Origin of the sequence: Snuella sedimenti, from assembly GCF_016428595.1 — a bacterium.
Lineage (GTDB): Bacteria > Bacteroidota > Bacteroidia > Flavobacteriales > Flavobacteriaceae > Snuella > Snuella sedimenti.
The window spans coordinates 52,813-77,943 of sequence record NZ_JAELVQ010000003.1; the positions used below are offsets into that span (position 1 = coordinate 52,813).

Below are 25,131 nucleotides of genomic sequence, written 5' to 3' on the forward strand. Positions count from 1 at the left end.
ATGAATACGCTATTTTCAACTAAATTTTAGTTAAAAACCAATGGTGAAAATTCTAAAAAAAATGTTTCAAGCTTAGAAAGGATTACCTAATTTTATCCTTGAAAAACCACAATAGAATTGAACGATACATTTAGACATAAGGGCTTACGACAACAATTGGTTAATGTTTTAAAAAACAAAGGCATAGCCGATTCGGCTGTTTTAAATGCTATAGGGGATATACCCAGGCATTTGTTTATGGATTCTGGCTTTTTGGATCACGCCTATCAGGACAAGGCATTTCCTATTGCTGCCGATCAAACTATTTCACAGCCCTATACTGTAGCGTTTCAAACCGAATTATTACAAGTGAAGAAAGGGAGTAAAATCCTTGAAATTGGTACTGGTAGTGGTTATCAAACAGCGGTACTGTGCGCGTTGGGAGCCAAAGTGTACAGTATAGAACGTCAGCAAGAATTATTTAAAAAGACCAGTAAGTTTTTACCTAAGTTGGGATATAGAGCTAAAAAGCTCATTTTTGGAGATGGTTATAAGGGGTTGCCAGAGGAAGCGCCTTTCGATGGTGTTATTGTTACAGCGGGTGCGCCTTTTGTGCCAAAGCCCTTGTTGGCCCAGTTGGCAATTGGTGGACGTTTGGTTATCCCTGTTGGTAATGATGTTCAGGTTATGACACTTTTTATTAGAAAAGGTCCAAAGGAGTTCGAGCAGCATGAGTTTGGTGAATTCCGTTTTGTGCCTTTGTTAGAAGATAAAAATTAAAATGTCATTTATTTTTTGGTAGGATATGCGTTTCAAATCCATCAATACTCATCGTGTTTTTTTCTTGCCAATACATTTTGATACGTTTTTTGCCTTGCTTTTCCGACCATGCATTTAGCATGCCGCGCTCTTCTTTAAAATCCATAAAGGGAACAGCAAAACCACAAGAAGTCTGTACTAAATCTATGTGCATTTCTATAATTTGTCTGGAGCCCACATTGTTAGAAAACATATTGATATACTCTTGAAACTCAGTATCTCTTTCGTGGTATATTTTAGCTTTCCCGTAAAGCCTTAGTATTAATGGTTTTCCTTCAAAAGCACAGAACATAATAGTCATTCTGTCATTTTTTAATAGATGGGCAGCCGTTTCATTACCGCTTCCAGTAAGGTTTAACCAAAGGAGTTTGTTGGGACTTAAAATCCGAAGCGTGTCATGCCCTTTAGGTGAGATGTTTACACGTCCATCCTTTGCCGCCGTACCAACAAAAAAGATTTTTTGCCTTTTTACAAAGTCCTGAAGATCGTCGTTTATTTCAGAAAACTGTTTTCCCATGCTTTCGGATTTGCAGATTGTAACTTGTTTTTAACTTCTATATTATTTTAAAGCGTTATTAAATTTTTCTTTACCACCAACCACGGGTAAGGTTAAAGTTGTACCGTTTAGATCAACAGTTAGTTCTGTTCCTGGTTTTGGGTGTAGGGTAAAATCCTTATCGCTGGAAAAAATCATCAATCCAATTTGTTGCTCTTTTGGAATGATCTGGTCATCTGGCATTAGATCAAAAGTTAACTTATAAAATTTACCAGGCTTTAAGGGGCTACTTTTAGTAAGTGATTTATGGTTTTGAGGATCGGCCCAGCCACGCGTAATAATATTATCGGTTATTTTAGCTTTCTTTTCTTCGTTCCAAGGTAGCGACACTAACCAAACTGATAAGTTCGCTGCCGGTTTACTACTTGCCAGTTTTACAGTAACTTTTGCTGTTCCCGAAATATGAAGCGCTTCTGTAAGCTTGGGAGTTACATATAAAAGACGGTGCTCAGAACTTGGTGATTTTGCCAATGATGCACCAGAAAAATTGTAATTATCAATTAGCGACTCTTTTACGGAAGTCTTGCTTTTGAGAGTGGTTAAACCTCCAATATTTGGTGCGCCTGCTGTAAGGTGTAGTGTAACGTCTTTTGCATCAGGATTGGGATACGCTTTATAGGGAGTTGGTTTGTCTTTTGGGTCATGCTCACGGACAATCCATGCTTTGGGATCGTTTTCAACACCGTTGTCAATACCGTGGAGATACCGTGTAAACCATCGGTTCATCATGGTGATTGGTGGCGGTCCACCATGGCCATTTTGATGGTAGTATATTTGGGTTGGGAGTCCCATTTCGGTTGCTTTTTTATATATCCTATAACTGTGTTCTGGCATTACGTTCCAGTCGTTAAAACCGTGAGACATTAATAGGGCGGCTTTCATGGGTTTCATGTCGTTTAAATAATCCCGACCAGCCCAGAAATCGTTATAATCACCAGTAATCCTGTCCATGCCATTTTTCATTTCGGTATCTCTAACCACTTTGTTACTGTAGGCACGTTTAGATTCATCGCCACTATGTATAAAATCATATAGAACATCAATATCTTCACCTAAATAACCGCCAGGGGATCTTACCAAACCATTAGATCTATAATAATGGTAATACGATGTGTTGGGAGCAACCGGAATGATAGCCTTTAATCCCTCGACACCAGTTGTCGCAGCAGCCAAAGGTATGGTGCCATTATACGATGTTCCTGTCATACCAACTTTTCCTGTAGACCAAAAAGCTTCTACTGTTTCATTTCCATCGGGAGTGGTATAGCCTTTGGCACGTCCGCATAGCCAGTCGATAACAGCTTTTGGAGCTAAAGACTCATTATCACCACCAACGGTAGGAGAGCCTTGCGAAAGTCCTGTGCCTGGTGAAGATGAATGTACAACTATATATCCTCTGGGAACCCAGGTTCTAATTTGGGAGTTCGATATAATGGGACGTTCTCCTTTACGGGTTACTTCTACTTGGGTTCGTGGTTTGGCTGTTTCTCCCAATTCGTGATTAACATCCCAAAATAAGCCATCAACATTAGGAGCTACACCAGCATAATAGGGGCTGGATTCATAAACGACAGGAAGTTTTAGACCTTCGGTATCTGTTTGGTATGGTCTAGTTACATCAACATGCATACGGTCTAATTTACCATCACCGTCGGTATCGAAAGTCGTTTCGACCCATAAGTCGTGACGTATCCACTTTTCGGGATCACTAAATGCTTCAACAATTTGTGCTTCCCCATCTTTAAAGATTGGTGTCGTCTTTATTTGTGCTTGTAAATAACTAGAAACCTGTATTAGTAATACTATAATTACAATTACTATTGGAGTCTTTATTTTGTATGTTGTATTCATATTATGGGATTCGTATTAGAGTTAAAAAGGGTAGTTAGTTTGGTAGGTATCTTTTGGGTATTGGAGTACGCCAAGTTTCTTGAGCCCAAAACACGTTTACGATCCACCAGCGTTCGCCATCGTTTAATAGTTGAATGCTGTTAATACCTCGCATAAAAGGTTCTGTGTCAGCTTTGCTCATGTAGGCTTCATAAGTACTGAATACATGCGCGATATTGCCAAAAACTTCCACTTTTTTGTGAATCTCTTTTTCAATAAAGCCATTTTCAACCATCCATTTACCAGCATTATTAATATAGTTGTTGGGAGACATATATCTCACTTTTTGGGTTCCCTCTACATCTTTTCCAAAAGCTATAAGTTTGGCATCTGGATGAAATAGGTATTTAAAGAATTCCCAGTTGCGCTCTTCTTCTTTTTCTCCCGAAATGGTTTTGTATAAGGCTTTTATTGTGCCGTTAAGCGTGAGTACTTTAGAACTGTCTATAACCTGTACCTTAACAGTATCTGTTTTTGGAGTTTTAGGAATGTCTTGTGCCTTTACCGTTGTTGAAATTAAAGCAATAGCCAGAATAGTCACTAATTGTCTCATGTGTTTGTATTTGTTGTTTTTTATAATCATCACATGTAGCATGTGTCTGTTAGCCATACGTGATTAATCAAAAAATAAGCCACCAAGGTCTAAATTTACTTAGGATTTACGTGTTAAGAGTTTCTTAAATTATTTGTATATTTTCTTGATCCTATCCAGGTTACGCTTGTTATCCCTGTCCTTTATAGTTTCCCGTTTATCGTAAAGTTTTTTTCCTTTTGCCAAGGCAATATCTAGTTTGGCATAACCTTTTTCATTTATAAACAAGCGTAGGGGTATAATGGTAATTCCAGTATTTTGCACTTCTTTCTGTAATTTTTTAAGCTCTTTTTTATTTAAAAGAAGTTTGCGTTCAGCTTTAGGTTTATGGTTGTAATAGTTACCATAAAGGTATTCCTCTATGGTCATATTAATAACAAAAAGTTCACCCCTGTCATTAAATTCACAAAAGCTTTCGGCAATAGAAGCCTTACTGTTTCGAATGGATTTTATTTCGGTTCCTGTTAATACAATACCCGCAGTGTACTTATCTAATATTTCGTATAGAAAGCGGGCCTTTTTGTTTTGTATGTTAATGGTCTTTTGCATGGAGCACAAAGCTACATAAATTTATGATGTTGTGCTTTAAAATGATTTAGCTTAAGGTAAAAAAGAGCATATAAAATTGGGAACCAAATTACAAGCGATGCCTTTTAGTTTTTTATAAGGCTCTTGTTTTAAGGTTTTAGAAATCCTTAAATCACTTTATTAAGTGTAAAATGTGGTTAGCTGTGCATTGTAAAACCAACTTTAATGGTTACTTGCCATCTATCTACATTGCCGTCTTTAATGCTTCCACGGGTATCAATAACTTCAAACCACCTTAAATTGTGTACCGATTGAGAAGCTTTTGTCAATGCATTTTGAACAGCATCATCACTTGATTTTTCTGAAGTTCCTACAATTTCAATTTTTTTGTAAATATGCTCTTCCATGATATTTAGTTTTTTAGTTAATTAAGATACGAAAAATGTGGTAAGTATTTGCAATTTAGTTTGTTATGTTTTCAAGAAGTAGCTTGGGTAGATTTCATATAGTTTAGAAGGTGATTAATTACGAGGCTCTTGGCATAAAAATAAGTGAAATCAATGCTTTTGAAAGTTATGAACATCATTCAAAATTCGTATTTTTGTACTCGTTTTAACAAAATCGACTAAAAACAATCTTATGAATTCTTATGATGTAGCCGTTATTGGCTCTGGTCCTGGAGGTTATGTGGCAGCCATTCGTTGTGCGCAACTGGGTATGACAACTGCAATTATAGAAAAATACGCTACACTTGGTGGAACCTGTTTAAATGTTGGTTGTATTCCAAGTAAAGCTCTTTTAGATTCATCTCACCATTATGAAGATGCTGTGAAGCATTTTGAAGATCACGGTATTGAAGTGCCGGGAGAGATTAAAGTGAATTTAGAAAAAATGATTGCCCGTAAGCAGGCAGTTGTAGACCAAACCACAGGTGGTATCGATTTTTTAATGAAAAAGAATAAGATTGATGTTTATGAGGGCTTGGGTGCTTTTAAGGATGCAACACATATTGTTGTTAATGGTAAGGAAACAATAGAGATTGAAGCGAAGCACAGCATTATTGCAACTGGTTCTAAGCCTTCAAGTTTGCCTTTTATTAATATAGACAAAGAACGCATAATTACATCTACCGAAGCATTGAAGCTTAAGGAGATTCCAAAGCATTTAATTGTTATAGGAGGAGGTGTAATAGGTCTAGAATTGGGACAGGTTTATAAGCGTTTAGGAGCCGAAGTAACTGTTATAGAATATTTGGACAGAATTATTCCAACTATGGATGCTGGTTTATCTAAAGAATTGAACAAAGTACTTAAGAAGCAAAAATTTAAGATAAATACGTCTCATAAGGTGAAATCTGTAGAGCGCGTTGGTGACGAAGTTGTTGTTAAAGCAGATAATAAAAAAGGAGAAGAAGTTGAATTTAAAGGTGATTACTGTTTAGTGTCTGTTGGTCGTAGGCCATACACGGATGGATTAAATGCAGCGGCAGCGGGTGTTAAGATAAATGATAGGGGGCAAGTAGAGGTAAATGAGCATTTACAAACATCTGCCTCTAATATCTATGCTATTGGTGATGTGGTAAAAGGTGCTATGTTGGCTCATAAAGCGGAAGAAGAAGGCGTATTTGTAGCCGAAACCTTAGCTGGTCAAAAACCACATATCGATTACAATCTAATTCCTGGGGTAGTGTACACATGGCCTGAAGTTGCTGCTGTAGGTAAAACAGAAGAGCAATTAAAGGAAGCAGGGATCGCTTATAAGGCTGGACAATTCCCTATGCGTGCTTTAGGACGTAGTAGAGCAAGTATGGACTTGGATGGTTTTGTAAAAGTATTAGCAGATAAAACAACCGATGAAATTTTAGGAGTACATATGGTTGGTGCCCGTGCTGCCGATATGATTGCTGAAGCTGTAGTCGCCATGGAATACCGTGCTTCTGCCGAAGATATATCACGCATGTCACATGCGCACCCTACTTTTACAGAAGCTATCAAGGAAGCTGCTTTAGCGGCTACTGAAGATAGAGCGTTGCATATATAAATACAAAAACATAATTTTTTTAAAAGCAACCCTTAAGGGTTGCTTTTTTAGTTGTTTGGAAATCAGTAATTAGTGTTGTTTTTGATGATTATTTTTCTTATCTTGTGTGTAAGAATTATAACTTCTATTTTTCTCTCAATCACGCTCTAAATTTGCGGTGGCACGTTTTCCTAATGCCTATTTATGTTACTAACCATAAATAGTCCATTATGAAAACAAAATTATTTTTTCTCTTATTGGTTTCAATAAGTTTAATGGCCCCTTCTCAAACAACTTCAGTCCCTGATGATAACTTCGAAGAATATCTGGAAACTCATGATGCCAATGGAAATGTCGTAACATTGGGGCATGCTTCAAGTATGGGGGATGGAATAATTGATAACGACATGGTTCCAACATCCAAGATTAATACCGTTACAGAGTTACGCATCAATGGTTGGAGTATCTATGATTTAACTGGAATAGAGGATTTTACTGCTTTGCAGATATTTGACTGTAATTTAAATCCAATTTCGACAATGAAATTACCTGGAGGTAATAATTTGGTTGAGTTATATTGCCATAATTTAGATTTAACGAGCTTGGATGTTTCCTCACATACGGCATTAACCACTTTAAACTGTCGTTTTAATGATATTACAAGTTTAAGTCTATCCGCGAATACCAACTTGATTAATTTAGATTGTTGGGGAAATCCATTAGGAAGTCTTACCCTTACCAACTTAACTGAGTTGAAAATCTTAAATTGCCAGGACACCATGTTGGGGACGTTGGATCTTTCCACGAATACTAAATTAGAAATATTATCCTGTGGTTTTAATGATTTAACAGGATTAAACCTAACAAACAATACTGCTTTAACCAATGTGTTTTGCTATGCTAATTCTACCATGACAAGTCTGAATTTACCCGATACAAATACTTTGGTGAAACTTGAATGTTATGGATGTAATTTAGGGAGCTTAGATATTTCAAAAAATACAGGTTTAACCTATTTAACCTGTCAACAAAATGCGCTTACCAATTTGGATGCGTCAAATAATACTAGTTTGGGATATCTGGACTGTGGTGAAAATATATTGACAAGCCTTACGCTACCAGATACAGCTACGCTGTATAGGTTAATATGCGATAATAATGATCTGCCAACTTTGAATATAAGCAAAAATATGGGCTTAACTGGATTGTTTTGCTATTCAAATCAAATAGCTTCGTTAGACTGTAGTAATAATCCACTCATTGAGCGTATATGGTGTTCTGATAATGACTTGACATCAATAAATTTACCAAATAATCCTGCGCTTTGGGAGTTATATTGCGCAAATAATGCAATTACACCAACCATAGATGTCTCCAGTTGTACTGGTTTAGTGGATTTTGGTCTATGGAACAATAATCTTACAGATCTAGACCTTACCAATAATATGGTTTTAGAATATGTAGAACCGGGAAACAACCCCAATCTTACCAATTTAACATTGCCAAACACGACTACCTTGACTCAATTGTGGGCCTATGGGACTAATTTATCAAATTTGGATTATACAAAAAATACAGGTCTTCAATATTTGGATCTGGGGATTACTAAATTTACGAGTATTGATGCAAGTATGCTGCCCAATCTGGTTGAGTTTTGGGGGAATTTAAATCCTCAATTGACTTCCTTGAATCTAAAAAATAATCATAATGATATTTTAAATTATGTAAGAGTGGAGGATAACCCTAATTTAACTTGTATTCAGGTAGATAATGTGGCACAGGCTGAAGCGAAAGCAGATTGGACAAAAGATGACTGGGCAAGTTACAATACAAGCTGTTCGTTAGGTATTGAAGATAATGATAAAGTGGTGTTACTTGTTTTTCCAAACCCCACTACAAATATTATAAATATCAACATAAAAGCACAAGCTGTGTACACTATTACCACTCTTCTTGGGGAAAAGGTTGCTAAAGGACATTTGACAGCATCTGAAAACAAAATAGATATCACTAATTTAACCAATGGTATATACTTTTTAACTGTTAGTGGTCCTATGGGTAGGCTACTAACAAAGAAAGTATTGAAAAAATGATGTTTGGTTAGATTTGGGGAGGCGAACCGAAAGGTTCGCTTTTTTTATATTTCAAAATCGGCATGCGCCCAACTATCGGCAAGTAACTTGTTTACTCTTGATACGTTCTCGGTATCATTAAGGCCGGTGTAAGCAGCTTTTAATCCGTGGTGTGCCCAGCCATTTTTTGGGAAGTTCTTTAAGTCGGTTTCATATGTTTTAATAGCCTCCTTAAACAATCCAGCTTTTATTTGAACGGCTCCCAAATGGTGACGAATGGAAAAGAACCAATCTGGTGGTTCGTTATAGTTTAAAGCATCTTCTATGGCAACAGCCTCTTCCAAAAGGGTAATAGAAGTTTTATAATCGCCTTTTTGGGATGCTATTTCGGAAGCTAAAACCCTTTTGGCTATTTGTATTAGCTCGTATGTGGTGTTTATGTCCCAAATAGTAATGTCCTTTAAGGCTTCATCCTCAGCGAATGCTTTTAGAGCCGAAAGAGCTTCTTGAGCCTTGTTTACATTGCCTTTTCCAATATGAGCCATGCCCTCGGCATAGTGCCTTATTGCTTTCGGATATTTTAAATCGTAGGTATTCAAATCCATGCTTAAAATAGCATCCCACTTTTTAAACTTTACGGCAACATAATATGGAATAGTATAATAATGCTGTAAAGTACCCCAACCGGGTTGTTGCATAATTTCGGGATGTACGTGTTCCGATACTTTATTTGCGCCAATCATAGCCCAACGACTATTGCCTTCAAGTGTGGCAGTAGCAGCCATAAAATGGTAATTGTGCGGATAATAAGCCAATGGATAGGCACCTTGGGCATGACAGCTCGTTACATAGGTGCTGTCTGCTTTTACGGCAGCAATATTGGCCAGTGTTCCTTTGTGGTATTCACCTGTTCTAATATAAGTATGTGATGGCATGTGTAACAAGTGCCCCGAACCAGGAACCAAGCCTTCATCAAACTTTTTAGCAGATGGATCGGAGCGCTCCGGTGTGTTAGAGGCTTCAACCGCATGAATATAAAAATGGTGTGCCCCGGGGTGCGATGGGTTTTTTTCGATTAAGGTCTCAAGTAAGGTTACAATTTCGGGAGTCCAAGGTTTTGGTGTACCGTCTTTGTGGTACAGGTCCCAAGGGTGCAGATTCATTATAGACTCGGCATATAAAGCACTTATTTCGGGGTCATTGGGGTGTTTGTTGTAAAGAGTCTTCATGGCTTTAGAGTAATCTATATCCAGTTGACTTCTATCTTCGGGTGGTTCGGGAGCATAACGAATAGCCATGGTTTCAATAAGTTGTTGCTCCTTATCGGTAGCATTGTTTGAGAGCGTTTTGGCTTTTGTAATTGCATTGTACGCACGTTGGTAATTGTCGTCCTCCATACCAGCATTATAGTTAGGCCCCAGAACGTAGGCATAACCCCAATAGGCCATGGCACAAGTAGGGTCTAACTTAGTTGCATAATAAAAGGACCTTGCGGCTTCGGCATGATTAAAGGCATAGGCTAAAGCCATACCTTGGTTAAAATAGATTTGCGTTAAACTGTCTTTGGTTGTTATTGGATAATGAATTACATCATAGCCTTCTAAAAGGGGAGCAATGTTATCAGTTTTGTACCATTCTGCATCAGTTACCTGAGGAACACAATTGTACTTTGAGCTTGTAGGGGCTGTGGCGATCGGTTCGTCTACTTGTTTGGTGTTTTTTTTACAAGAAAAAAATAAAGTTAGTACAACCACTAAAATTTGTAGCTTCATTTTGTAATATTTTGAATGTTAGTTGCTTGTGAGTAATAAATTTACTAATTTTTTAGGTTATAATGGTTTGGGTATGGTCTGGATCTATTTTATTGTAATAAAATAAACAAGTTTTTATGTGACTTTTTTAATATGGTTGTGTCTTAAAATTAATAACTAAATAGCTATTGGCTACATTTGAAAACCCTAACGAATTTTAATGAACTTTCCGATGAAGATCTAGTTAAGGCAATTGTTAAGACTAATGACACCTTGCTTTTCGAGATTTTATATGACCGGTATGCCACGGTGGTTTTTAATAAGTGTTTTGGATTTTCAAAAAATGAAGACGAGGCTAAAGATTTGACACAAGATGTTTTTTTAAAGCTTTTCGTAAAACTGTCAAGTTTTAAAGGGAAATCTAAGTTCTCTACATGGTTGTATGCTTTTGTATATAATCATTGTGTAAATTATGTAACTAGAAATACAGCAAAAAAAATTGAAAAGCAAGCGGTTGATTATACAGACGTAGAAGCGATTTCGGACCTGGATAACGATCAGGAATTTTTTGAGATGAAAGTAGATAAGCTTAAGGTTGCCCTAGAGCTTATGTCTCCCGATGAGAAAATGATATTGTTGTTAAAGTATCAAGATTTGCTATCTATTAAAGAAATATCCAATGTTCTGGGAATTGGAGAAAGTGCTGTTAAAATGCGTATTAAACGCGCAAAGGATAAACTTTTAACTGTATATAATACCCTTAAGTAATGGACAATCCGTTTAAATACATAGATAAGCCACTTAAGGATGTACCTGAAGAATTAAAATCGAAGGTTATGACCGATGTTGCGATTGCTAAGCTGCTCATGGAACTAACCAAGTTATTTTCTATAGACATGGCTAAAGTTATTGAGCGTACCATTAAGAAACGAAAAAAATGATTTTACAATATTTATAAATATGAATACTATGGGGAAACTATCAGAATGGAACGAGGGAATTGTAAATTCACTCTCGGCTATGACCACAGAAGTAGCAGAAGTTATTCCGAACATGCTTGCGGCAATAGCAGTATTGATAATTGGGTGGTTGGTCACAAAGTTAGTTGTTGGTGTTGCAAAAAAGGCTTTAAAATTTGCAAAGGCAGACAAGTTGGATGATAAAATAAACGAGATAGAGTTTTTTGGTGACAAGAAATTTAATTTTGATGTGATAAAGATTGTCAGCCGGTTTTTAAAATGGTTGCTGTACATCTTACTCATTATCATTATTACCGATATTCTAAACCTTACCATGGTTTCGGAGGAGATCAGAAACTTTTTGCGCTACATTCCTCGTTTGTTTTCGGCCTTAATTGTGTTTACCATAGGTTTATTGTTGGCTAATTTTATCAAGAAAACCATAAAATCTTTCTTTGAATCAATGGACCTATCGGGTTCTAAGTTGGTTAGCAATATTGTTTTCCTCTTACTTATTGTTTTTGTTTCCATAACAGCCTTAAATCAGGCAGGTGTAGATACCGAAATAATTACGAGCAATATTACTATGATACTTGGTGCCTTTTTGGTATCATTCGCTTTGGCCTTTGGATTGGGAGCCCAAAAAATAGTAACCGATCTGTTACGGGCGTTCTATGCAAGGAAAACCTACGAAATAGGCCAACAAATAGAGTTTAAAGGCATGAAAGGAGAAGTGGTTATTATCGATAATCTATCCATTACCATAAAAACAGCACAAGGTAAATTTGTAATTCCTATTAAAGAGCTTGTAGAGAGTCAAGTTAAAATTGAGGGTTAACTTTATAGTTAGGGTTAAATTTGGTTGGGTTAATTACTCAATTTTTATAGTCTCTCACCTAAGTCCTTTTTCATTTGTTTGAAAAGGGGCTTTTTTTGTTTTAAGGAAAATATTTGTATACGTTTACAAAACCTAACATGATGGGGAAACGGAAGGTAATATTTATTAATAGAACTCATCTTGACTTTTTTGATTAAAGTGAAAATTAGCTATTTTGAGCTTGATGGAAGGCATTTTTAAGTTACATAGCAGGGCTACGGAATGAGAAAATGATGAAAGGCAGGCTTAAAAGAGCAATTTTTTAACCAATTGGGAAAAGTCAAGATGAGTTCATAGTTCGTAATAAGTGAAAAAATTATGGTAAAAAAAGTATTTGATGTTATTATAATAGGAGGTGGCCCTGCAGGAATGAGTGCAGCACTTGTTTTAGGAAGAAGTAGAATAGCGACCTTAGTTCTTAATGCAGAATCTCCAAGAAATATGGTCACTGCTCATTCTCATGGATTCTTAACTCAAGATGGCAAACACCCAAAGGAGATATTTTCAATTGCTAAAGCGCAATTGGCAAAATATACATCGGTAGATTATGTAAATAAAAAAGCTATTGACCTTAAGTTAATAAAGAAAGGTTTTACAGTAGAAACACAAACATCTATATACCAATCTCAAAGGGTTATCATTGCAACAGGATACATTGACAGTATAGATTCTCTTGGCGTTAAAGGGCTTGCCGAAGTTTATGGTAAATCGGTTTACCCATGTCCTTTTTGTGATGGTTTTGAAATGGCTGATAAAAAGTTAGCAGTTATAGGCGATAGTATCATGGCACCAATGTTTTCAAAAACAATTTCCCATTGGTCCAATGACGTCATTGTATTTACCAATGGCGATAAAGTTGTAGATAACGAAATTGTATCCAACCTAAATAAAAACGGTATTTCAATAATAGATAAAAAAATTATTCAGCTCATTTCCGAAGATGGTATACTTAAGGGTATTCAACTTGAAGATGGATCAATTGTTGAAAGAGATGGAGGGTTTATACCAGATACAAAATCTTTTGAAAGTAGCGACTTTGCACAAAATCTGAATGTAACAAAGGAATTAGGGCATTTTGGAATGGAGGCTTATAAAGTCGATGATAATAAAGAGACTGAAATCAAAGGACTTTATATAATTGGAGATGCAAGGACAGGATGGAGCGGTGTTGCCTCTTCCGTAGCAGAAGGCAGTGAAGTTGCCAAGATAATCACACATCAGATAATAGATGAAAATTGGATAGAATAATAGACGTAGTTGATAAGGAATATGAACACAGGCTTACTGAGATTGTGTTGTGGCGATATGGCTTATGCACAGAAGGTGTGTATACAGAGATAAACTCTTAAAAAATGATTTCAATGAATATTTTGAAAATATAAATTGATAAAAATGACTTTTGGTAACGTGCGTAAAATTACAACTTTCTTAAAGAAAAGTATTATTTTTGAAAAGAAGTCAACAAATAATTAGACCTACATTTTATGAAAAGAATGAAACTATTTTTTGCCCTAATTTTACTGAACACATTTTTGTTTTCCTGTTCGTCTGATGAAAACAGTTCAAGCAATAAATTAGTTAAAGTTGTTAAAGTCAGTGACAACAAAAAATCAGAATACATGTATAACTCAGATGAATTATTGTCAATGTGGGTAGGAACTTATCTGAGTTTAGGATTCGAAATGAATTATGTTTACGATTCAGATAACAATTTAACAGAAATTCATTACGAAGAAACAGGCTCTGGAACTTACACGCACGATACCTATTTTACTTATAACAACAAGGGCAACCTAATAAGTTATGACGATGTTGACTTGAGTTATAATGGAAACATTATAACAGCTACCGGAACAATAGAAGGCAATGCAAATACAACCATTATATTAGAAACAAATAGTTCCGGATTAATAACAAAATTAGTTGAAGAAGATAACCATACTGTTTTTGAATATGATTCAAATGGAAACTTAACGGTCGTGAAGCATTATAATGGTAATAATATTTTACGGGATACGTATAACATAAGTTACGATCAAAGTAAAAACCCATTCTATGGTCAAATGAAATCCATATACATCGAGCGCTTTATTGAACATTTTTACCCTTTTGAAGGTGTTTACGTTAGTAGTTTTGAGCGTTATAGTTTTCCGTTTTTTAAAAATAATGTGGTATCTATCACTGAAAATTTGAATACAACAGCTACTTACAATTATACCTACGACAGTGCAAATTATCCAATTCATGTAGATGGGATTTATTCTGGAGATCCAATAGTATTTGATATAGGGTATTATTAATAAAAAGAGGTATGAAATGAGCCATGACAAATCTTGATACCTACCGAGATGATTATTGGTGAATTACATCTGACCGCAAAAAAACAATAAATATTAACAGATGAAAGATTGGTTTGATAATATACAACTAGAAGGTAACAAAGTACTATTGGAACCGTTGGATATGTCTCATAAAAATGCACTTTTGCGTGCGGCTTCCGATGGAAAATTATGGGAGTTATGGTTTACATCGGTGCCTTCGGAAGAAACGATAGATTCTTATATTGAAAACGCATTAATTGAAAAATTGAATGGCAAAGGGTATCCCTTTGTAGTTGTAGAAAAGTCTACAGGAACAATCATTGGTTCTACAAGGTATTGTAATGCCACGCCAGAGCATAGGCGATTGGAAATTGGATACACTTGGTATGCAAAAACATACCAGCGTACAGGAATCAATACCGAATGTAAATACCTGTTACTAAAACATGCATTTGAAAAACTGCGTTGTATTGCAGTCGAATTTAGAACGCATTGGCATAATGTACGTTCTCGGGCAGCTATTGCCAGACTTGGGGCTAAACAAGACGGTGTTTTAAGAAATCACAAACTAAGTGCTGATGGTAGTTACAGGGACACAGTCGTTTTTTCAATAACCGACCAAGAATGGAAAGCTGTAGAAATAGCTCTGAAATATGAAATAAGAAGATACAAAGACAAACGGTAGGAATAAAACATGTGGGAGGTAATATAGTGGTCTTTCATAAAGTACCTCGTTTTACATAGTAGATATTTGTGTAATTAACATTAATAAAAATAATAATGGAAAAATCGGAATCTAGATCCCCAATTTATAGATATACTGAATCTGATAAAAGAGATTTTGAAGGCGCTTCGGGAGAGGCGTCAATTGAAGAAATCACAGATCATGTAGAGAAACATATTGGTGAGATTCATAAAGTATTTCATGAATTAATATCAGATCAGGTTCATATTGATGTTCATTGGGTAAAACCATCTTTAGAGAGACCATTCCATACACTAGTTACTTCTGGAATGAGTGATAAACCTATGAATACACCTGAAGAAGTAGAAGGTTGTGATTTTGCAGAATTGAGTATCTGTCTGCCTAGTGATTGGAAAATTTCTGAGGAAGACTTTAAAGAAGAAAAAAATTATTGGCCCATGAGGTGGTTAAAATATCTTGCGAGGTTTCCTCATGAATTTAACACATGGTTAAGCTATGGTCATACAATACCAAATGGCGATCCCGCAGAACCTTTTTCAGATAATACTCAGTTAAGCACTATGCTATTGTTGCCAACGATAGTCTTTGGGGAAGATTTTCGTACACTTCGGCTTAAAAATAAGGCAATAGATTTTTATACACTTATCCCAATATACAGTGAAGAACTGAATTTAAAAATGAAAAAAGGAGTTGAAGCGTTATTTGATGGATTTGACAAATTTGGAGTGTCTGATATTGTTCAAGTTGATAGACCTAATTCAGTCAAAAAGAGAAAGCTGTTTGGTCTTTTTTAGAATAATTGAATATTGGACAAAATATTAGTTGGAAACTAAACAATGAACAAAAATAATTTACCTGAAATAAAAACAGAACGTCTTTTGTTGCGAAGATTACATCCATCTGATTGGCAAATGATTTCATTTTTACGATCAGACAAAAAGGTAAATAAGTTTGTTAAAAGGTCAAGTGCCGAATCCAAGTCCAAAGCATTGGAATTCATAGAAATGATCAATGAAGGGATTGATAGTCGGAACCTGTATTATTGGGTCGTTACAGAAAAAAATCGAAATGAAATGATTGGAAGTATTTGTCTTTGGAATTTCTCGCAGGATAATACAATAGCTGAAGTCGGATACGATTTAGTACCTAAATTTCAGGGTAAGGGAATAATGAGCGAATCACTGCAAAGTATTCTATCCTTCGGATTCAAAGAGCTAAACCTCAAAGCTGTTGAAGCGTTTACCCATAAACGCAATATGCCTTCTAGAGCATTATTGGAAAGTAATGGGTTTAAAATAATTTTAGGTAAAATAGATGAAGATAATGTAGACAATCTAGTTTATGAAATTAAGAATGAGGGCCAATAGGGGGTAGAAATAGAAAGTAAGGGGTGTTATTTTAATTTCAATCTAAAATCAACCATATAAAAACTAGTTACAATGTTTGTCCCTCGGCTAGTGTTTGCTTGTAGCGGGGTTTGGTTATATGAGTATATCTACTTCCGTTTATTCCGCTTGTTATAATTCTTATCGCCACGGGTTTTAGGTTTCTTGTACTTATTAGCGATCTTGAATTTATAGGAGCCTCCTAAGTTTTCTTTTTTATTTTTGTCCTTTTTTTCATGAAAGGCAGGCCCCGGAGCATCTTCGTCCCGACGTTTTGTGGGGTTGTTATGCTCTTTTATTATTGGGCGTTCTTCTTCGATAAGCTCTGTTGAGATCGTTACCGATTCTGGGAAATCCATAACTGGTACGGGCATGTTCATTAAGCCTTCAATAGCTTCCACAAAAGCTTGCTCTTTTTCGGTAGAGAAGAGGATGGCTTGCCCCTTACGTTCCGCACGGCCCGTTCTACCGATGCGATGCATATAGTTTTCGGGATATTCAGGCGTGTCAAAATTAATAACGTGCGATATGCTGTCTATGTCCAATCCACGTGCCATTACATCCGTAGCAATTAAAATGCGGTTGTGTCCCGAGCGGAACTGTTCAATACTCCGTAGCCTATAGTTTTGGGTTTTATTAGAATGGATTACACACAGTTCTTCATGAAATAACTCGTCCAGTTGTTCGAACAAGCGATCAGCCATACGCTTATAAGCAACAAATACCAATACCTTATTAAAGGTTTCGGTGTCCCGGAGCAAGTGCGTTAACAGGTTTACTTTTGTATAAAAATTAGGGACTTGATAACGACTTTGAGAAATGTTTTCCAACGGTGTGCCAGATACCGCAATGGAAACCTGCTGTGGACTTTTAAAGAAGTCGTTAATGAGCAAATCCACATCGTGGGTCATTGTAGCCGAAAACATGATGTTCTGGCGGCGCTCCGGAAGCAGGTCAAAAATATTGATTAATTGATGTCTGAAGCCTAGGTCCAGCATCACGTCAACCTCATCAATCACTAACTTCTGTATGGATTTAAGCTGTAGGGCACGACTAACGGCAAGATCGTACAAACGCCCCGGCGTGGCAACCAAAATATCAGCACCCTCTGCTACAGCTTGCTTTTGTGTATTGATATTTGTCCCCCCATAAACACCCAAAACGCGATTGTTTATGTATTTGGATAGTTTTTCAATATCGTCCACTACCTGAACAACAAGTTCTCTGGTGGGCACTAAGATTAAAACACGCGGATTTACTTGTGTAGAAAACTTTAAATGCTTTAAAATGGGTAACATATAACCATAGGTTTTCCCCGTACCCGTTTGTGCAATACCTACCATATCCTGCCCTGAAGCAATAACGTTAAAAGCTTGTTCCTGAATAGGAGTGGGAGTGCTAAAGCCTAAGTCCTCTAAGGCATTGTATAAAGGTGTATTTAAATTTAGATCTTGAAAAGTCACAATGTACTGTTTAGCAGGCAAAGTTACACTTAATATTCTGTTTAGGCTAAACGCTCAGGGTGTATTTCTATACTATAGGCAGCCTTAAAGTGTTCCCCAAAAGCCAAGCTTAAGATCCCTTCTTTGGTTTTTAGCTGTTTATCTGTCGTTTCATGATCGGCTATACCAAGCCAGGGCTCAATACAAACATAGTTGCCATTAGGCTTAGCCCAAATACCCAAATACGGAAAATCGTGATAGCTCACAGTAAGGATATTGCCGTTTTTTACACTCCTAAGCGTTACCTTTTTAGATTTCAGATCTTTAAATACCAAGGCATCACTTTTAAACAAGTCACGGTTTAGTTGAATGCTGTTGGAGCCATTAAATATCGGTTTTGTACTAGAACTTATGAGTCCGTTGCTTTGGTTTATGAGGTGCGTTTCAGAATCTTCATTGCACTCAAAGGCTAAGCTGTACTCATTGTATTGTTCGTTATCGTATACCGGACATTTAAAAGCAGGGTGACCGCCCAAAGAGAAATACATGGTCTTGTTGTCTAGGTTTACAACAGTATGCTTAACGGTAATGACATTCTCTGTGAGCTGATAGCTAATGTAAAAATCAAATTGAAACGGATACATCTTTATAAGCGTTTCATTACTGCTCAATTTAAAAGTTAGTTTGTCTGGTGTTTGTTCATGTACAACGATATCTTTATTGTGTCTTACAAATCCGTGTTTTGGCATGTGGTAGGTCTCACTTTCATAGAGGTAAGTGCCTTCTTTTAGCGCACCGATAATGGGGAAGAGGTTAGGGGCGTAACTCCCCCAAATATTCGGATTAGCATCCCACATGAATTCAGTGGTGTTTTTTACAGATGTGATACCACATAATTCCGCTCCTATTTTTTTTACTGCTATTTTAACTTTGTTGTTTTGTATGGTGTACATAAGAAGTGTTTAAAGTAATACACAAAAATCTTAATTTTTTAAGGAATCTAATTAACTTTGCGCCATAATCTTTTTCATTGAGGACGCAGCATTTTTATAAGATTCAGGATGTAACCCGTTTCAAGCAGCAATTGTTAATTTGGAGCCAGCAATTTGAAGATATCGTTTGGTTAGATTCTAATAATTACAAGCAAACGTATTCTAATTACGATGCCGTTTTGGCGGTCGATGCTTTAACAAGTGTACAAACCAATTACAAAGGCGCTTTTGATGCACTTAAAGAGTACCAATCCAATGTAAATGACTGGATATTTGGTTATTTGACTTATGATCTGAAAAATGACATTGAGAATCTGGAGTCCTCTAATTATGACGGTTTAGCATTTCCCGATTTGTATTTTTTTCAGCCTAAAAAAATGTTTTTCATTAAAGATGATACGTTAGAACTTAGGTATTTAAATAGTGTTGACAAGGAATGGAAAGACGATTTGGTTCAAATCGGACAAATGGAAGAAATAGTCACACAACCTGTTAAAGACGCTATAAAGATAAAGTTGCGTATCCATAAAGATGCATATTTTGAGAAAATTAAAGCGATGTTGGAGCATATCCATCGTGGGGATATATACGAAGCTAATTTTTGTCAAGAGTTTTATGCCGAAGATACCCTTATCAATCCGTTGGAAACCTACAATAAACTCAATGCTATTTCCAATCCGCCATTTGCTACCTTTTTCAAGACATTCGATAAATATCTTATATCAGCTTCGCCAGAACGGTATTTAAAGAAAATGGGGAATGTGGTTATTTCACAACCTATAAAAGGGACGGCTAAACGGTCTTCAGATCCTGACAAAGACACACTTTCCAAGCTAAACTTATCCCAAGACACCAAGGAACGCAGTGAGAATATCATGATTGTAGACCTAGTGCGTAACGACCTGTCTAAAACCGCTGTAAAAGGTAGTGTTACTGTTGAAGAATTATGTAAGGTTTATACCTTCGACCAAGTGCATCAAATGATATCTACGGTAAAATCGGAGTTGGTGCCATCTGTCCATCCAGTAGAAGTTATAAAAAGTACCTTTCCTATGGGAAGTATGACCGGAGCACCAAAAATATCAGCTATGAAGATTATTGAAACACTCGAAGAGACCAAGCGGGGTTTGTATTCTGGTACAGTGGGGTATTTTGCTCCCGATGGCGATTTCGATTTCAATGTGGTAATACGAAGTATTCTTTACAATGAAACACAGCGCTATGTGTCCTACTCGGTTGGCAGTGCCATAACGGCAAAGAGCGACCCCTTAAAGGAGTACGAAGAGTGTTTGGTGAAAGCCAAAGCCATGCGTGAGGTTTTGGAAAATTAAACCAAACGGTGTATTAAGTTTTTTTTAAGCTCATCAAAAATGCGCTGAATACGTCTCTCCTCTATAGACTTGACTTTAGAAATTTCCTCGAAACTTAATTTGCCAAAGGCATAAAGGTCAATAATGTTCGATACGTTTAAAGGAAGCCAACTGTAAAAATCGCCAAGCACTGTTTTTGTATTGGAGGAATCGGTCTCCATTTCAAATGCATTTAGAACAGAATTGGTCTTGTCGTCATATAAAAATAAAGGATTGCGGTTCTTTTTTTTTGAGTATGATTTATCATTCAAGTTGTCGTTCATAATAAAATCAAAACCTTCATCGAATGTAAACTCCTCTTTTAAATGATTGCGCTCCGCTTCCAAAAGCGTATTAGTACTCATGGTATCCTTATGAAACGCTTCCTTTTCGAACAAGTTGTCCAAAACATTATTGGCAATTTTAAAGAGTTTGAGCTTAATATCTAAGGCACTATTGTCAATATTATAGCCGCTTTCATAAAGCTGGGCTATGCTCTCATCTACAATACCATTGGAGGTATACATGTTTTTGGGGATAACCCCTGTGGATGCAGCAATATAAAGGCGATGCTTAACATAAGGATGCAATTGTTGCGCAGCTGTAAGTACTTTTTTATCAAAAACGGATTTAGTTGCTTCGTCGGTCATTTTTTCAATAGAGCTCATAACTATGGTTTTTAATGTGATCTTTCTAAAGATACTAAATTTAACCCATTGTAAATTATGATTTATGTCATTTTTAATGACGAAAACCGCAAGAGTTTGATGTAGCAAAGTTGTATATTTGGGTTTATGATTGAACAAGCAAAACATCATATAAATACAAAGCTTCCTTTTTTAAGAAACAAGAAACTTTTGGTCGCTATTTCCGGTGGATTGGATAGTGTGGTGCTAACTCATATTTGTTATACCTTGGGACTGGATATAAAATTGGCACACTGTAACTTTAATTTACGTGGAGATGAGAGTGATACTGATGAGGATTTTGTATTGCAGTTGGCTGAAGACTTAGATCTGGAAGTGTTTGTTGAAAGCTTTGATACCGAAGCATACGCTAAGGCAAATAAACAGTCTATACAGATAGCAGCGCGGGAGTTGCGCTACAACTGGTTTGATGAACTGGCTTCGCAATTACAATTCGATTACATTTTAACAGCTCATCATGCCGATGATAATTTAGAGACCTTTTTAATAAATCTTTCTCGAGGAACAGGTTTAGATGGCTTAACAGGTATTCCAGAAATTAACGGAAGGGTTATTCGTCCCTTATTGCCTTTTTCTAGAGAAGCTATACTGAAGTATGCAAAAGAACACCGTTTACAGTGGCGGGAAGATAGCAGTAATGTTTCAACCAAGTACCTGCGTAATAAACTACGTCATGATGTTATCCCTATATTAAAAGATATTAACCCGAAGTTGCTTCAAAATTTTAGCAAAACACAGGGCTATTTAAACGCTTCAAGGTCTATTATCGAAGACCGTATAATCGATGTGTTAGAAGCTGTTGTAGAACATACAGGTGATCAAACAACATCTTTTAATATTGAAGCACTTAAAAAACTAAGAAATCCCAAGGCGTATTTATTCGAATTACTAAAACCCTATAATTTTACCGAATGGGACGATGTAGTGGCACTTATGGATGCACAATCGGGAAAACAAGTACTGTCTCATACTCACCGTTTGATTAAAGACCGGGAGTATTTGCTTTTAAGCGAATTACCTTCTAAAACATCACAATCGATATCGGTGGCTAGTACCGATACGGTAGTGGATATACCTTTAGGAGCTTTGCATTTTAAAGAGGTAGCAGCGGTAAAACAGCCTTCTAAAGCTGTTGTCTATGTAGATAAAGCAACATTGCAGTTCCCCCTCGTTCTCAGACAGTGGCATGAAGGCGATGTGTTTTATCCATTGGGAATGACCGGAAAAAAGAAATTGAGTAAATATTTTAAAGACGAAAAATTATCACTATTAGATAAAGAACAAGTGTGGTTACTATGTAGTGGCGATGCTATTGTTTGGATTGTTAATTGGAGACCCGACAATCGGTTTAAAGTTACTAACAATACCCAAACAATATTAGAAATTGCATTACAATAGATTTATCATCCTTTGGAAGATAGGAAGACATTTTTAATAATTAACGATTACATTGAAGATACTAGGTAACATAGTAGATATCCAAGGCAGGCGAATTTTTAAGGGAGAAGTAAGTATTGAAAACGGAAAAATTGTTTCTGTAAAAGAAAAGGAACACAGTAATAACCAATACATTCTTCCTGGATTTGTTGATGCGCATATCCATATAGAAAGTTCCATGCTGGTTCCCAGCGAATTTGCGCGGATTGCAGTAACGCACGGTACGGTTGCAACTGTTTCCGATCCACATGAAATAGCCAATGTACTTGGTCTAACTGGAGTTGAATTCATGATAGCCAACGGAAAAAAAGTTCCCTTTAAGTTTAATTTCGGAGCACCGTCCTGCGTACCGGCTACAAGTTTTGAGTCGGCTGGAGCTATTATTGGTGCTGATGAAATTCGAACCTTAATGGCTAATCCGGACATCAAATACCTCGCAGAAATGATGAATTATCCAGGGGTGTTGTTTGATGATGCGGTTGTACTCGAAAAAATAGCTTGGGCCCAACATTATGGAAAGCCAGTCGATGGACATGCCCCCGGTGTACGAGGCGAAGCGATATCCAAATATATAAATGCAGGTATTACAACCGACCATGAGTGCTTTACCTACGAAGAAGCCTTGGAAAAACTTCAAAAGGGGATGAAGGTTCTTATTCGTGAGGGTAGTGCAGCCAAAAATTTCGACGCTCTAATCGATTTATTACCTGAGTATTATGAGCATGTGATGTTTTGTAGTGACGACAAGCACCCCGACGATTTACTAATCGATCATATTAATAAATTGTGTGCTCGTGCCGTTGCCAAAGGAATGGATGTTTTTAAGGTGTTACAGGTAGCTTGTGTTAACCCCGTAAAACACTACAATCTAGAAGTGGGGCTATTGCAGCCCGGAGATGCAGCCGATTTTATAGTCGTTGAAGATGTAATCAATTTTAAAACCATTCAAACTTATGTTAACGGCAATTTGGTGTTCGATAATGGGATGTCCTTAATAAAACCAGTGGCTTTTAAAAGGCTAAACAACTTTAATTGCGATAAAGTGAAAAATATTGATTTTCAAGTAGAAGCCCATGGGGAAAATATACGTGTTATAGAAGCTTTAGAAGGGCAATTGGTGACCAATGAACTCATTAGACAAGCTAAGATAGAAAAGGGGTGTATCGTTTCTGATGTTGAAGCTGATATTTTAAAAATTGTGGTGGTAAATCGATATGAAAACGCGAAGCCAGCCGTGGCCTTTATTAAGAATTTCGGATTAAAAGAAGGTGCTATTGCCTCCTCTGTAGCGCATGACTCCCATAATATCATTGCCATTGGTGTTAACGACGATGTTATTTGTAAAGCTGTTAACTTGCTGATAGAACATAAAGGAGGTGTTTGTGCAGTTTCAAATATAAATGAAGCCGTACTGCCCTTGCCCGTAGCAGGAATTATGAGCGATCAGGATGGTGAAACTACGGCTATACAATATGCAACCCTAGATAACATGGCGAAACAATTAGGCTCTAAATTACAATCACCCTATATGACTTTGTCGTTTATGGGGTTGTTGGTCATTCCCGCATTAAAACTAAGTGATAAGGGACTTTTTAACGGAAATGATTTTAAATTTACCCCACTTGAAGCATAATTTTTTTAAAAATGCCAATATTAGAATCTACTTATAAACCGTCTTTCCCTTTTAAAAATGGATTTCTATCTACTGTTTATTCAGGGTTGTTAAGGCAAGTACGGGGCATTATGCAAGATAGGGAACGTATTAAATTATCTGATGGTGATTTCTTGGATTTGGATTGGAGCTATGCAAGTACTAAAAGCGATCAAGTGATTGTTTTACTTCATGGTCTAGAAGGACATGGGCAACGTCCATATGTAACCGGTGTCGCAAAACTGTTTAACGACCATGGTGTCGACGCAGTTTGTGTAAACTTTAGGGGCTGTAGCGGTGAGGATAATTTAAAATACAGAAGCTACCATTCTGGAGCTACCGAAGATTTGGAAGATGTTATTCAGCATTTAAATGACGCTAAGCATTACAAAGTTATTTACCTAAAAGGGGTAAGCTTAGGTGCTAATATGATTTTGAAATATCTGGGAGAGCGAAAGGAAGTGCCGGAGCAAATTAAAGCAGCAATTGCAGTGTCGGTGCCTTGCTATTTGTATGGCTCGGCTAAGGAGTTACATCGTTTAAAGAACAAGTTATATCACGACCGGTTTAAGAAGTATTTAGTACATAGGCTAAAAAACAAACAGCAACGTTTCAAAAATATTTTAAGCGAACAAGAAATAGCATCCATAAAAACATTAATCGATTTCGATGAGGTATATACAGCAAAAGCTCATGGTTTTAAAAACGCGATAGACTACTACGAAAAGGCTAGTTGTTTGCAGTTTCTACCCAATATAACCGTTCCAACGTTAATTATCAACGCCTTAAACGATTCATTTTTGTCGGCAGAGTGCTTTCCTGTAAAGGAAGCCAAAGAAAACCCAAACCTATATTTAGAAATGCCAAAGTATGGGGGGCATGTTGGTTTTATCGATAAGAAGAATATTTATTACAATGAGCGTCGCGCTTTTGAATTTATAAAAACCATCTTAAAAAAGTAGCAAGCACAATTTTTTAGTCAATTGAAAAAGTTTACATGAGTTCCATGTGTTAACCAGAAAGGAATTCCTTTGGCTTTGTACTGGAGATAGTTTCGTTTTAAGAAATACTTTTTATTATCTTTATTGCATTTCTGTTT

Annotated in this window: 24 protein-coding genes; 15 read left to right on the forward strand and 9 right to left on the reverse strand. The window is 36.5% G+C overall.

Translation table 11 applies throughout. From position 1 onward, the window contains the following. Nucleotides 1–117: 117 nt before the first annotated feature. Nucleotides 118–759, forward strand: a complete 642-nt coding sequence (locus JF259_RS03795; protein WP_199113535.1) for a protein-L-isoaspartate(D-aspartate) O-methyltransferase — start codon at nt 118–120, stop codon at nt 757–759. A gap of 4 nt (nt 760–763) precedes the next feature. Here JF259_RS03795 and JF259_RS03800 read toward each other — a convergent pair whose 3' ends face one another. From JF259_RS03800 to JF259_RS03820, 5 genes are all read right to left on the reverse strand, one after another. Then, entirely contained in the window at nt 764–1,315 is a 552-nt protein-coding gene (locus tag JF259_RS03800; RefSeq protein WP_199113537.1) for a pyridoxamine 5'-phosphate oxidase family protein, read from the reverse strand. Between the two features lie 42 nt (nt 1,316–1,357). After that, nucleotides 1,358–3,205 carry a Xaa-Pro dipeptidyl-peptidase gene (locus JF259_RS03805; RefSeq protein WP_199113539.1) on the reverse strand — a complete coding sequence of 616 codons (1,848 nt, stop codon included), beginning with the start codon at nt 3,203–3,205 and terminating at the stop codon, nt 1,358–1,360. Between the two features lie 34 nt (nt 3,206–3,239). Beyond that, nucleotides 3,240–3,797: a hypothetical protein gene (locus JF259_RS03810; protein WP_199113541.1), complete on the reverse strand. Its 558-nt coding sequence runs from the start codon at nt 3,795–3,797 to the stop codon at nt 3,240–3,242. A gap of 129 nt (nt 3,798–3,926) precedes the next feature. Next, nucleotides 3,927–4,385: an SsrA-binding protein SmpB gene (gene smpB, locus JF259_RS03815; protein WP_199113549.1), complete on the reverse strand. Its 459-nt coding sequence runs from the start codon at nt 4,383–4,385 to the stop codon at nt 3,927–3,929. Nucleotides 4,386–4,561: 176 nt separating this feature from the next. Then, nucleotides 4,562–4,771, reverse strand: coding sequence for a dodecin (locus tag JF259_RS03820; RefSeq protein ID WP_233164090.1), 210 nt, complete (start codon nt 4,769–4,771; stop codon nt 4,562–4,564). A gap of 232 nt (nt 4,772–5,003) precedes the next feature. Here JF259_RS03820 and lpdA point away from each other — a divergent pair, with 232 nt between their 5' ends. Next, the gene (gene lpdA, locus JF259_RS03825; RefSeq protein WP_199113551.1) at nt 5,004–6,404 is read left to right on the forward strand and encodes a dihydrolipoyl dehydrogenase; all 1,401 of its coding nucleotides are present in this window, start codon (nt 5,004–5,006) and stop codon (nt 6,402–6,404) included. Nucleotides 6,405–6,613: 209 nt separating this feature from the next. After that, complete coding sequence (locus JF259_RS03830) at nt 6,614–8,476, forward strand: T9SS type A sorting domain-containing protein (RefSeq protein ID WP_199113553.1); 1,863 nt, start codon at nt 6,614–6,616, stop codon at nt 8,474–8,476. Between the two features lie 44 nt (nt 8,477–8,520). On the opposite strand, the gene JF259_RS03835 is transcribed toward JF259_RS03830, so the two are convergent. Continuing rightward, nucleotides 8,521–10,227, reverse strand: coding sequence for a hypothetical protein (locus tag JF259_RS03835; RefSeq protein WP_199113555.1), 1,707 nt, complete (start codon nt 10,225–10,227; stop codon nt 8,521–8,523). A 177-nt stretch (nt 10,228–10,404) separates the two neighbouring features. Between JF259_RS03835 and JF259_RS03840 the strand changes: the two genes are divergently transcribed. The 8 genes from JF259_RS03840 (at nt 10,405) to JF259_RS03875 (ending at nt 16,436) form a co-directional block, all read left to right on the forward strand. After that, a complete protein-coding gene (locus tag JF259_RS03840; RefSeq protein WP_199113557.1) occupies nt 10,405–10,974 on the forward strand; it encodes an RNA polymerase sigma factor in 570 nt (189 codons plus the stop codon). Further along, the gene (locus JF259_RS03845; RefSeq protein ID WP_199113558.1) at nt 10,974–11,147 is read left to right on the forward strand and encodes a hypothetical protein; all 174 of its coding nucleotides are present in this window, start codon (nt 10,974–10,976) and stop codon (nt 11,145–11,147) included. Before JF259_RS03840 ends, JF259_RS03845 begins: the two co-directional genes overlap by 1 nt. Before the next feature lie 28 nt (nt 11,148–11,175). Next, on the forward strand, nt 11,176–12,003 hold the full coding sequence (locus JF259_RS03850) for a mechanosensitive ion channel family protein (protein ID WP_199113559.1): 828 nt from the start codon (nt 11,176–11,178) through the stop codon (nt 12,001–12,003). A gap of 357 nt (nt 12,004–12,360) precedes the next feature. Continuing rightward, nucleotides 12,361–13,290, forward strand: coding sequence for an NAD(P)/FAD-dependent oxidoreductase (locus JF259_RS03855; protein WP_199113560.1), 930 nt, complete (start codon nt 12,361–12,363; stop codon nt 13,288–13,290). A gap of 245 nt (nt 13,291–13,535) precedes the next feature. After that, the gene (locus JF259_RS03860; protein ID WP_199113561.1) at nt 13,536–14,342 is read left to right on the forward strand and encodes a hypothetical protein; all 807 of its coding nucleotides are present in this window, start codon (nt 13,536–13,538) and stop codon (nt 14,340–14,342) included. Nucleotides 14,343–14,442: 100 nt separating this feature from the next. After that, on the forward strand, nt 14,443–15,048 hold the full coding sequence (locus JF259_RS03865) for a GNAT family N-acetyltransferase (protein ID WP_199113562.1): 606 nt from the start codon (nt 14,443–14,445) through the stop codon (nt 15,046–15,048). A gap of 95 nt (nt 15,049–15,143) precedes the next feature. Continuing rightward, entirely contained in the window at nt 15,144–15,863 is a 720-nt protein-coding gene (locus tag JF259_RS03870; protein WP_199113563.1) for a suppressor of fused domain protein, read from the forward strand. A gap of 42 nt (nt 15,864–15,905) precedes the next feature. Continuing rightward, nucleotides 15,906–16,436 carry a GNAT family N-acetyltransferase gene (locus JF259_RS03875; RefSeq protein WP_199113564.1) on the forward strand — a complete coding sequence of 177 codons (531 nt, stop codon included), beginning with the start codon at nt 15,906–15,908 and terminating at the stop codon, nt 16,434–16,436. Between the two features lie 128 nt (nt 16,437–16,564). On the opposite strand, the gene JF259_RS03880 is transcribed toward JF259_RS03875, so the two are convergent. Both JF259_RS03880 and JF259_RS03885 read right to left on the reverse strand, forming a co-directional pair. After that, entirely contained in the window at nt 16,565–17,917 is a 1,353-nt protein-coding gene (locus tag JF259_RS03880; RefSeq protein ID WP_199113565.1) for a DEAD/DEAH box helicase, read from the reverse strand. Nucleotides 17,918–17,958: 41 nt separating this feature from the next. Next, nucleotides 17,959–18,849, reverse strand: a complete 891-nt coding sequence (locus JF259_RS03885; protein WP_199113567.1) for an aldose 1-epimerase family protein — start codon at nt 18,847–18,849, stop codon at nt 17,959–17,961. 77 nt (nt 18,850–18,926) lie between these two features. Between JF259_RS03885 and JF259_RS03890 the strand changes: the two genes are divergently transcribed. Continuing rightward, on the forward strand, nt 18,927–20,219 hold the full coding sequence (locus JF259_RS03890) for an anthranilate synthase component I family protein (protein ID WP_199113569.1): 1,293 nt from the start codon (nt 18,927–18,929) through the stop codon (nt 20,217–20,219). Here the strand turns inward: JF259_RS03890 and JF259_RS03895 are convergent. Beyond that, on the reverse strand, nt 20,216–20,905 hold the full coding sequence (locus JF259_RS03895) for a hypothetical protein (RefSeq protein WP_199113571.1): 690 nt from the start codon (nt 20,903–20,905) through the stop codon (nt 20,216–20,218). The two genes, JF259_RS03890 and JF259_RS03895, sit on opposite strands and share 4 nt — an antisense overlap. 126 nt (nt 20,906–21,031) lie before the next feature. Here JF259_RS03895 and tilS point away from each other — a divergent pair, with 126 nt between their 5' ends. Genes tilS through JF259_RS03910 form a run of 3 tightly spaced genes read left to right on the forward strand, consistent with a single transcriptional unit; the run spans nt 21,032 to nt 24,994 of the window. Further along, nucleotides 21,032–22,342 carry a tRNA lysidine(34) synthetase TilS gene (tilS, locus tag JF259_RS03900; RefSeq protein WP_199113580.1) on the forward strand — a complete coding sequence of 437 codons (1,311 nt, stop codon included), beginning with the start codon at nt 21,032–21,034 and terminating at the stop codon, nt 22,340–22,342. A 52-nt stretch (nt 22,343–22,394) separates the two neighbouring features. Further along, nucleotides 22,395–24,014, forward strand: coding sequence for an adenine deaminase (gene ade / locus JF259_RS03905; RefSeq protein ID WP_199113582.1), 1,620 nt, complete (start codon nt 22,395–22,397; stop codon nt 24,012–24,014). Between the two features lie 11 nt (nt 24,015–24,025). Continuing rightward, nucleotides 24,026–24,994 carry a YheT family hydrolase gene (locus JF259_RS03910; protein ID WP_199113584.1) on the forward strand — a complete coding sequence of 323 codons (969 nt, stop codon included), beginning with the start codon at nt 24,026–24,028 and terminating at the stop codon, nt 24,992–24,994. The last annotated feature ends 137 nt before the right edge of the window (nt 24,995–25,131 follow it).

Bases quoted from the DNA above. Each gene is read 5' to 3' on its own strand.
- JF259_RS03885 (WP_199113567.1), bottom strand. From the start codon at position 18,849: ATGTACACCATACAAAACAACAAAGTTAAAATAGCAGTAAAAAAAATA.
- JF259_RS03865 (WP_199113562.1), top strand. From the start codon at position 14,443: ATGAAAGATTGGTTTGATAATATACAACTAGAAGGTAACAAAGTACTA.
- JF259_RS03850 (WP_199113559.1), top strand. From the start codon at position 11,176: ATGGGGAAACTATCAGAATGGAACGAGGGAATTGTAAATTCACTCTCG.
- JF259_RS03830 (WP_199113553.1), top strand. From the start codon at position 6,614: ATGAAAACAAAATTATTTTTTCTCTTATTGGTTTCAATAAGTTTAATG.
- JF259_RS03895 (WP_199113571.1), bottom strand. From the start codon at position 20,905: ATGAGCTCTATTGAAAAAATGACCGACGAAGCAACTAAATCCGTTTTT.
- JF259_RS03910 (WP_199113584.1), top strand. From the start codon at position 24,026: ATGCCAATATTAGAATCTACTTATAAACCGTCTTTCCCTTTTAAAAAT.
- JF259_RS03805 (WP_199113539.1), bottom strand. From the start codon at position 3,205: ATGAATACAACATACAAAATAAAGACTCCAATAGTAATTGTAATTATA.
- JF259_RS03860 (WP_199113561.1), top strand. From the start codon at position 13,536: ATGAAACTATTTTTTGCCCTAATTTTACTGAACACATTTTTGTTTTCC.
- JF259_RS03875 (WP_199113564.1), top strand. From the start codon at position 15,906: ATGAACAAAAATAATTTACCTGAAATAAAAACAGAACGTCTTTTGTTG.
- smpB (WP_199113549.1), bottom strand. From the start codon at position 4,385: ATGCAAAAGACCATTAACATACAAAACAAAAAGGCCCGCTTTCTATAC.
- JF259_RS03820 (WP_233164090.1), bottom strand. From the start codon at position 4,771: ATGGAAGAGCATATTTACAAAAAAATTGAAATTGTAGGAACTTCAGAA.
- JF259_RS03845 (WP_199113558.1), top strand. From the start codon at position 10,974: ATGGACAATCCGTTTAAATACATAGATAAGCCACTTAAGGATGTACCT.
- JF259_RS03835 (WP_199113555.1), bottom strand. From the start codon at position 10,227: ATGAAGCTACAAATTTTAGTGGTTGTACTAACTTTATTTTTTTCTTGT.
- tilS (WP_199113580.1), top strand. From the start codon at position 21,032: ATGATTGAACAAGCAAAACATCATATAAATACAAAGCTTCCTTTTTTA.
- lpdA (WP_199113551.1), top strand. From the start codon at position 5,004: ATGAATTCTTATGATGTAGCCGTTATTGGCTCTGGTCCTGGAGGTTAT.
- JF259_RS03810 (WP_199113541.1), bottom strand. From the start codon at position 3,797: ATGAGACAATTAGTGACTATTCTGGCTATTGCTTTAATTTCAACAACG.
- JF259_RS03800 (WP_199113537.1), bottom strand. From the start codon at position 1,315: ATGGGAAAACAGTTTTCTGAAATAAACGACGATCTTCAGGACTTTGTA.
- JF259_RS03870 (WP_199113563.1), top strand. From the start codon at position 15,144: ATGGAAAAATCGGAATCTAGATCCCCAATTTATAGATATACTGAATCT.
- JF259_RS03855 (WP_199113560.1), top strand. From the start codon at position 12,361: ATGGTAAAAAAAGTATTTGATGTTATTATAATAGGAGGTGGCCCTGCA.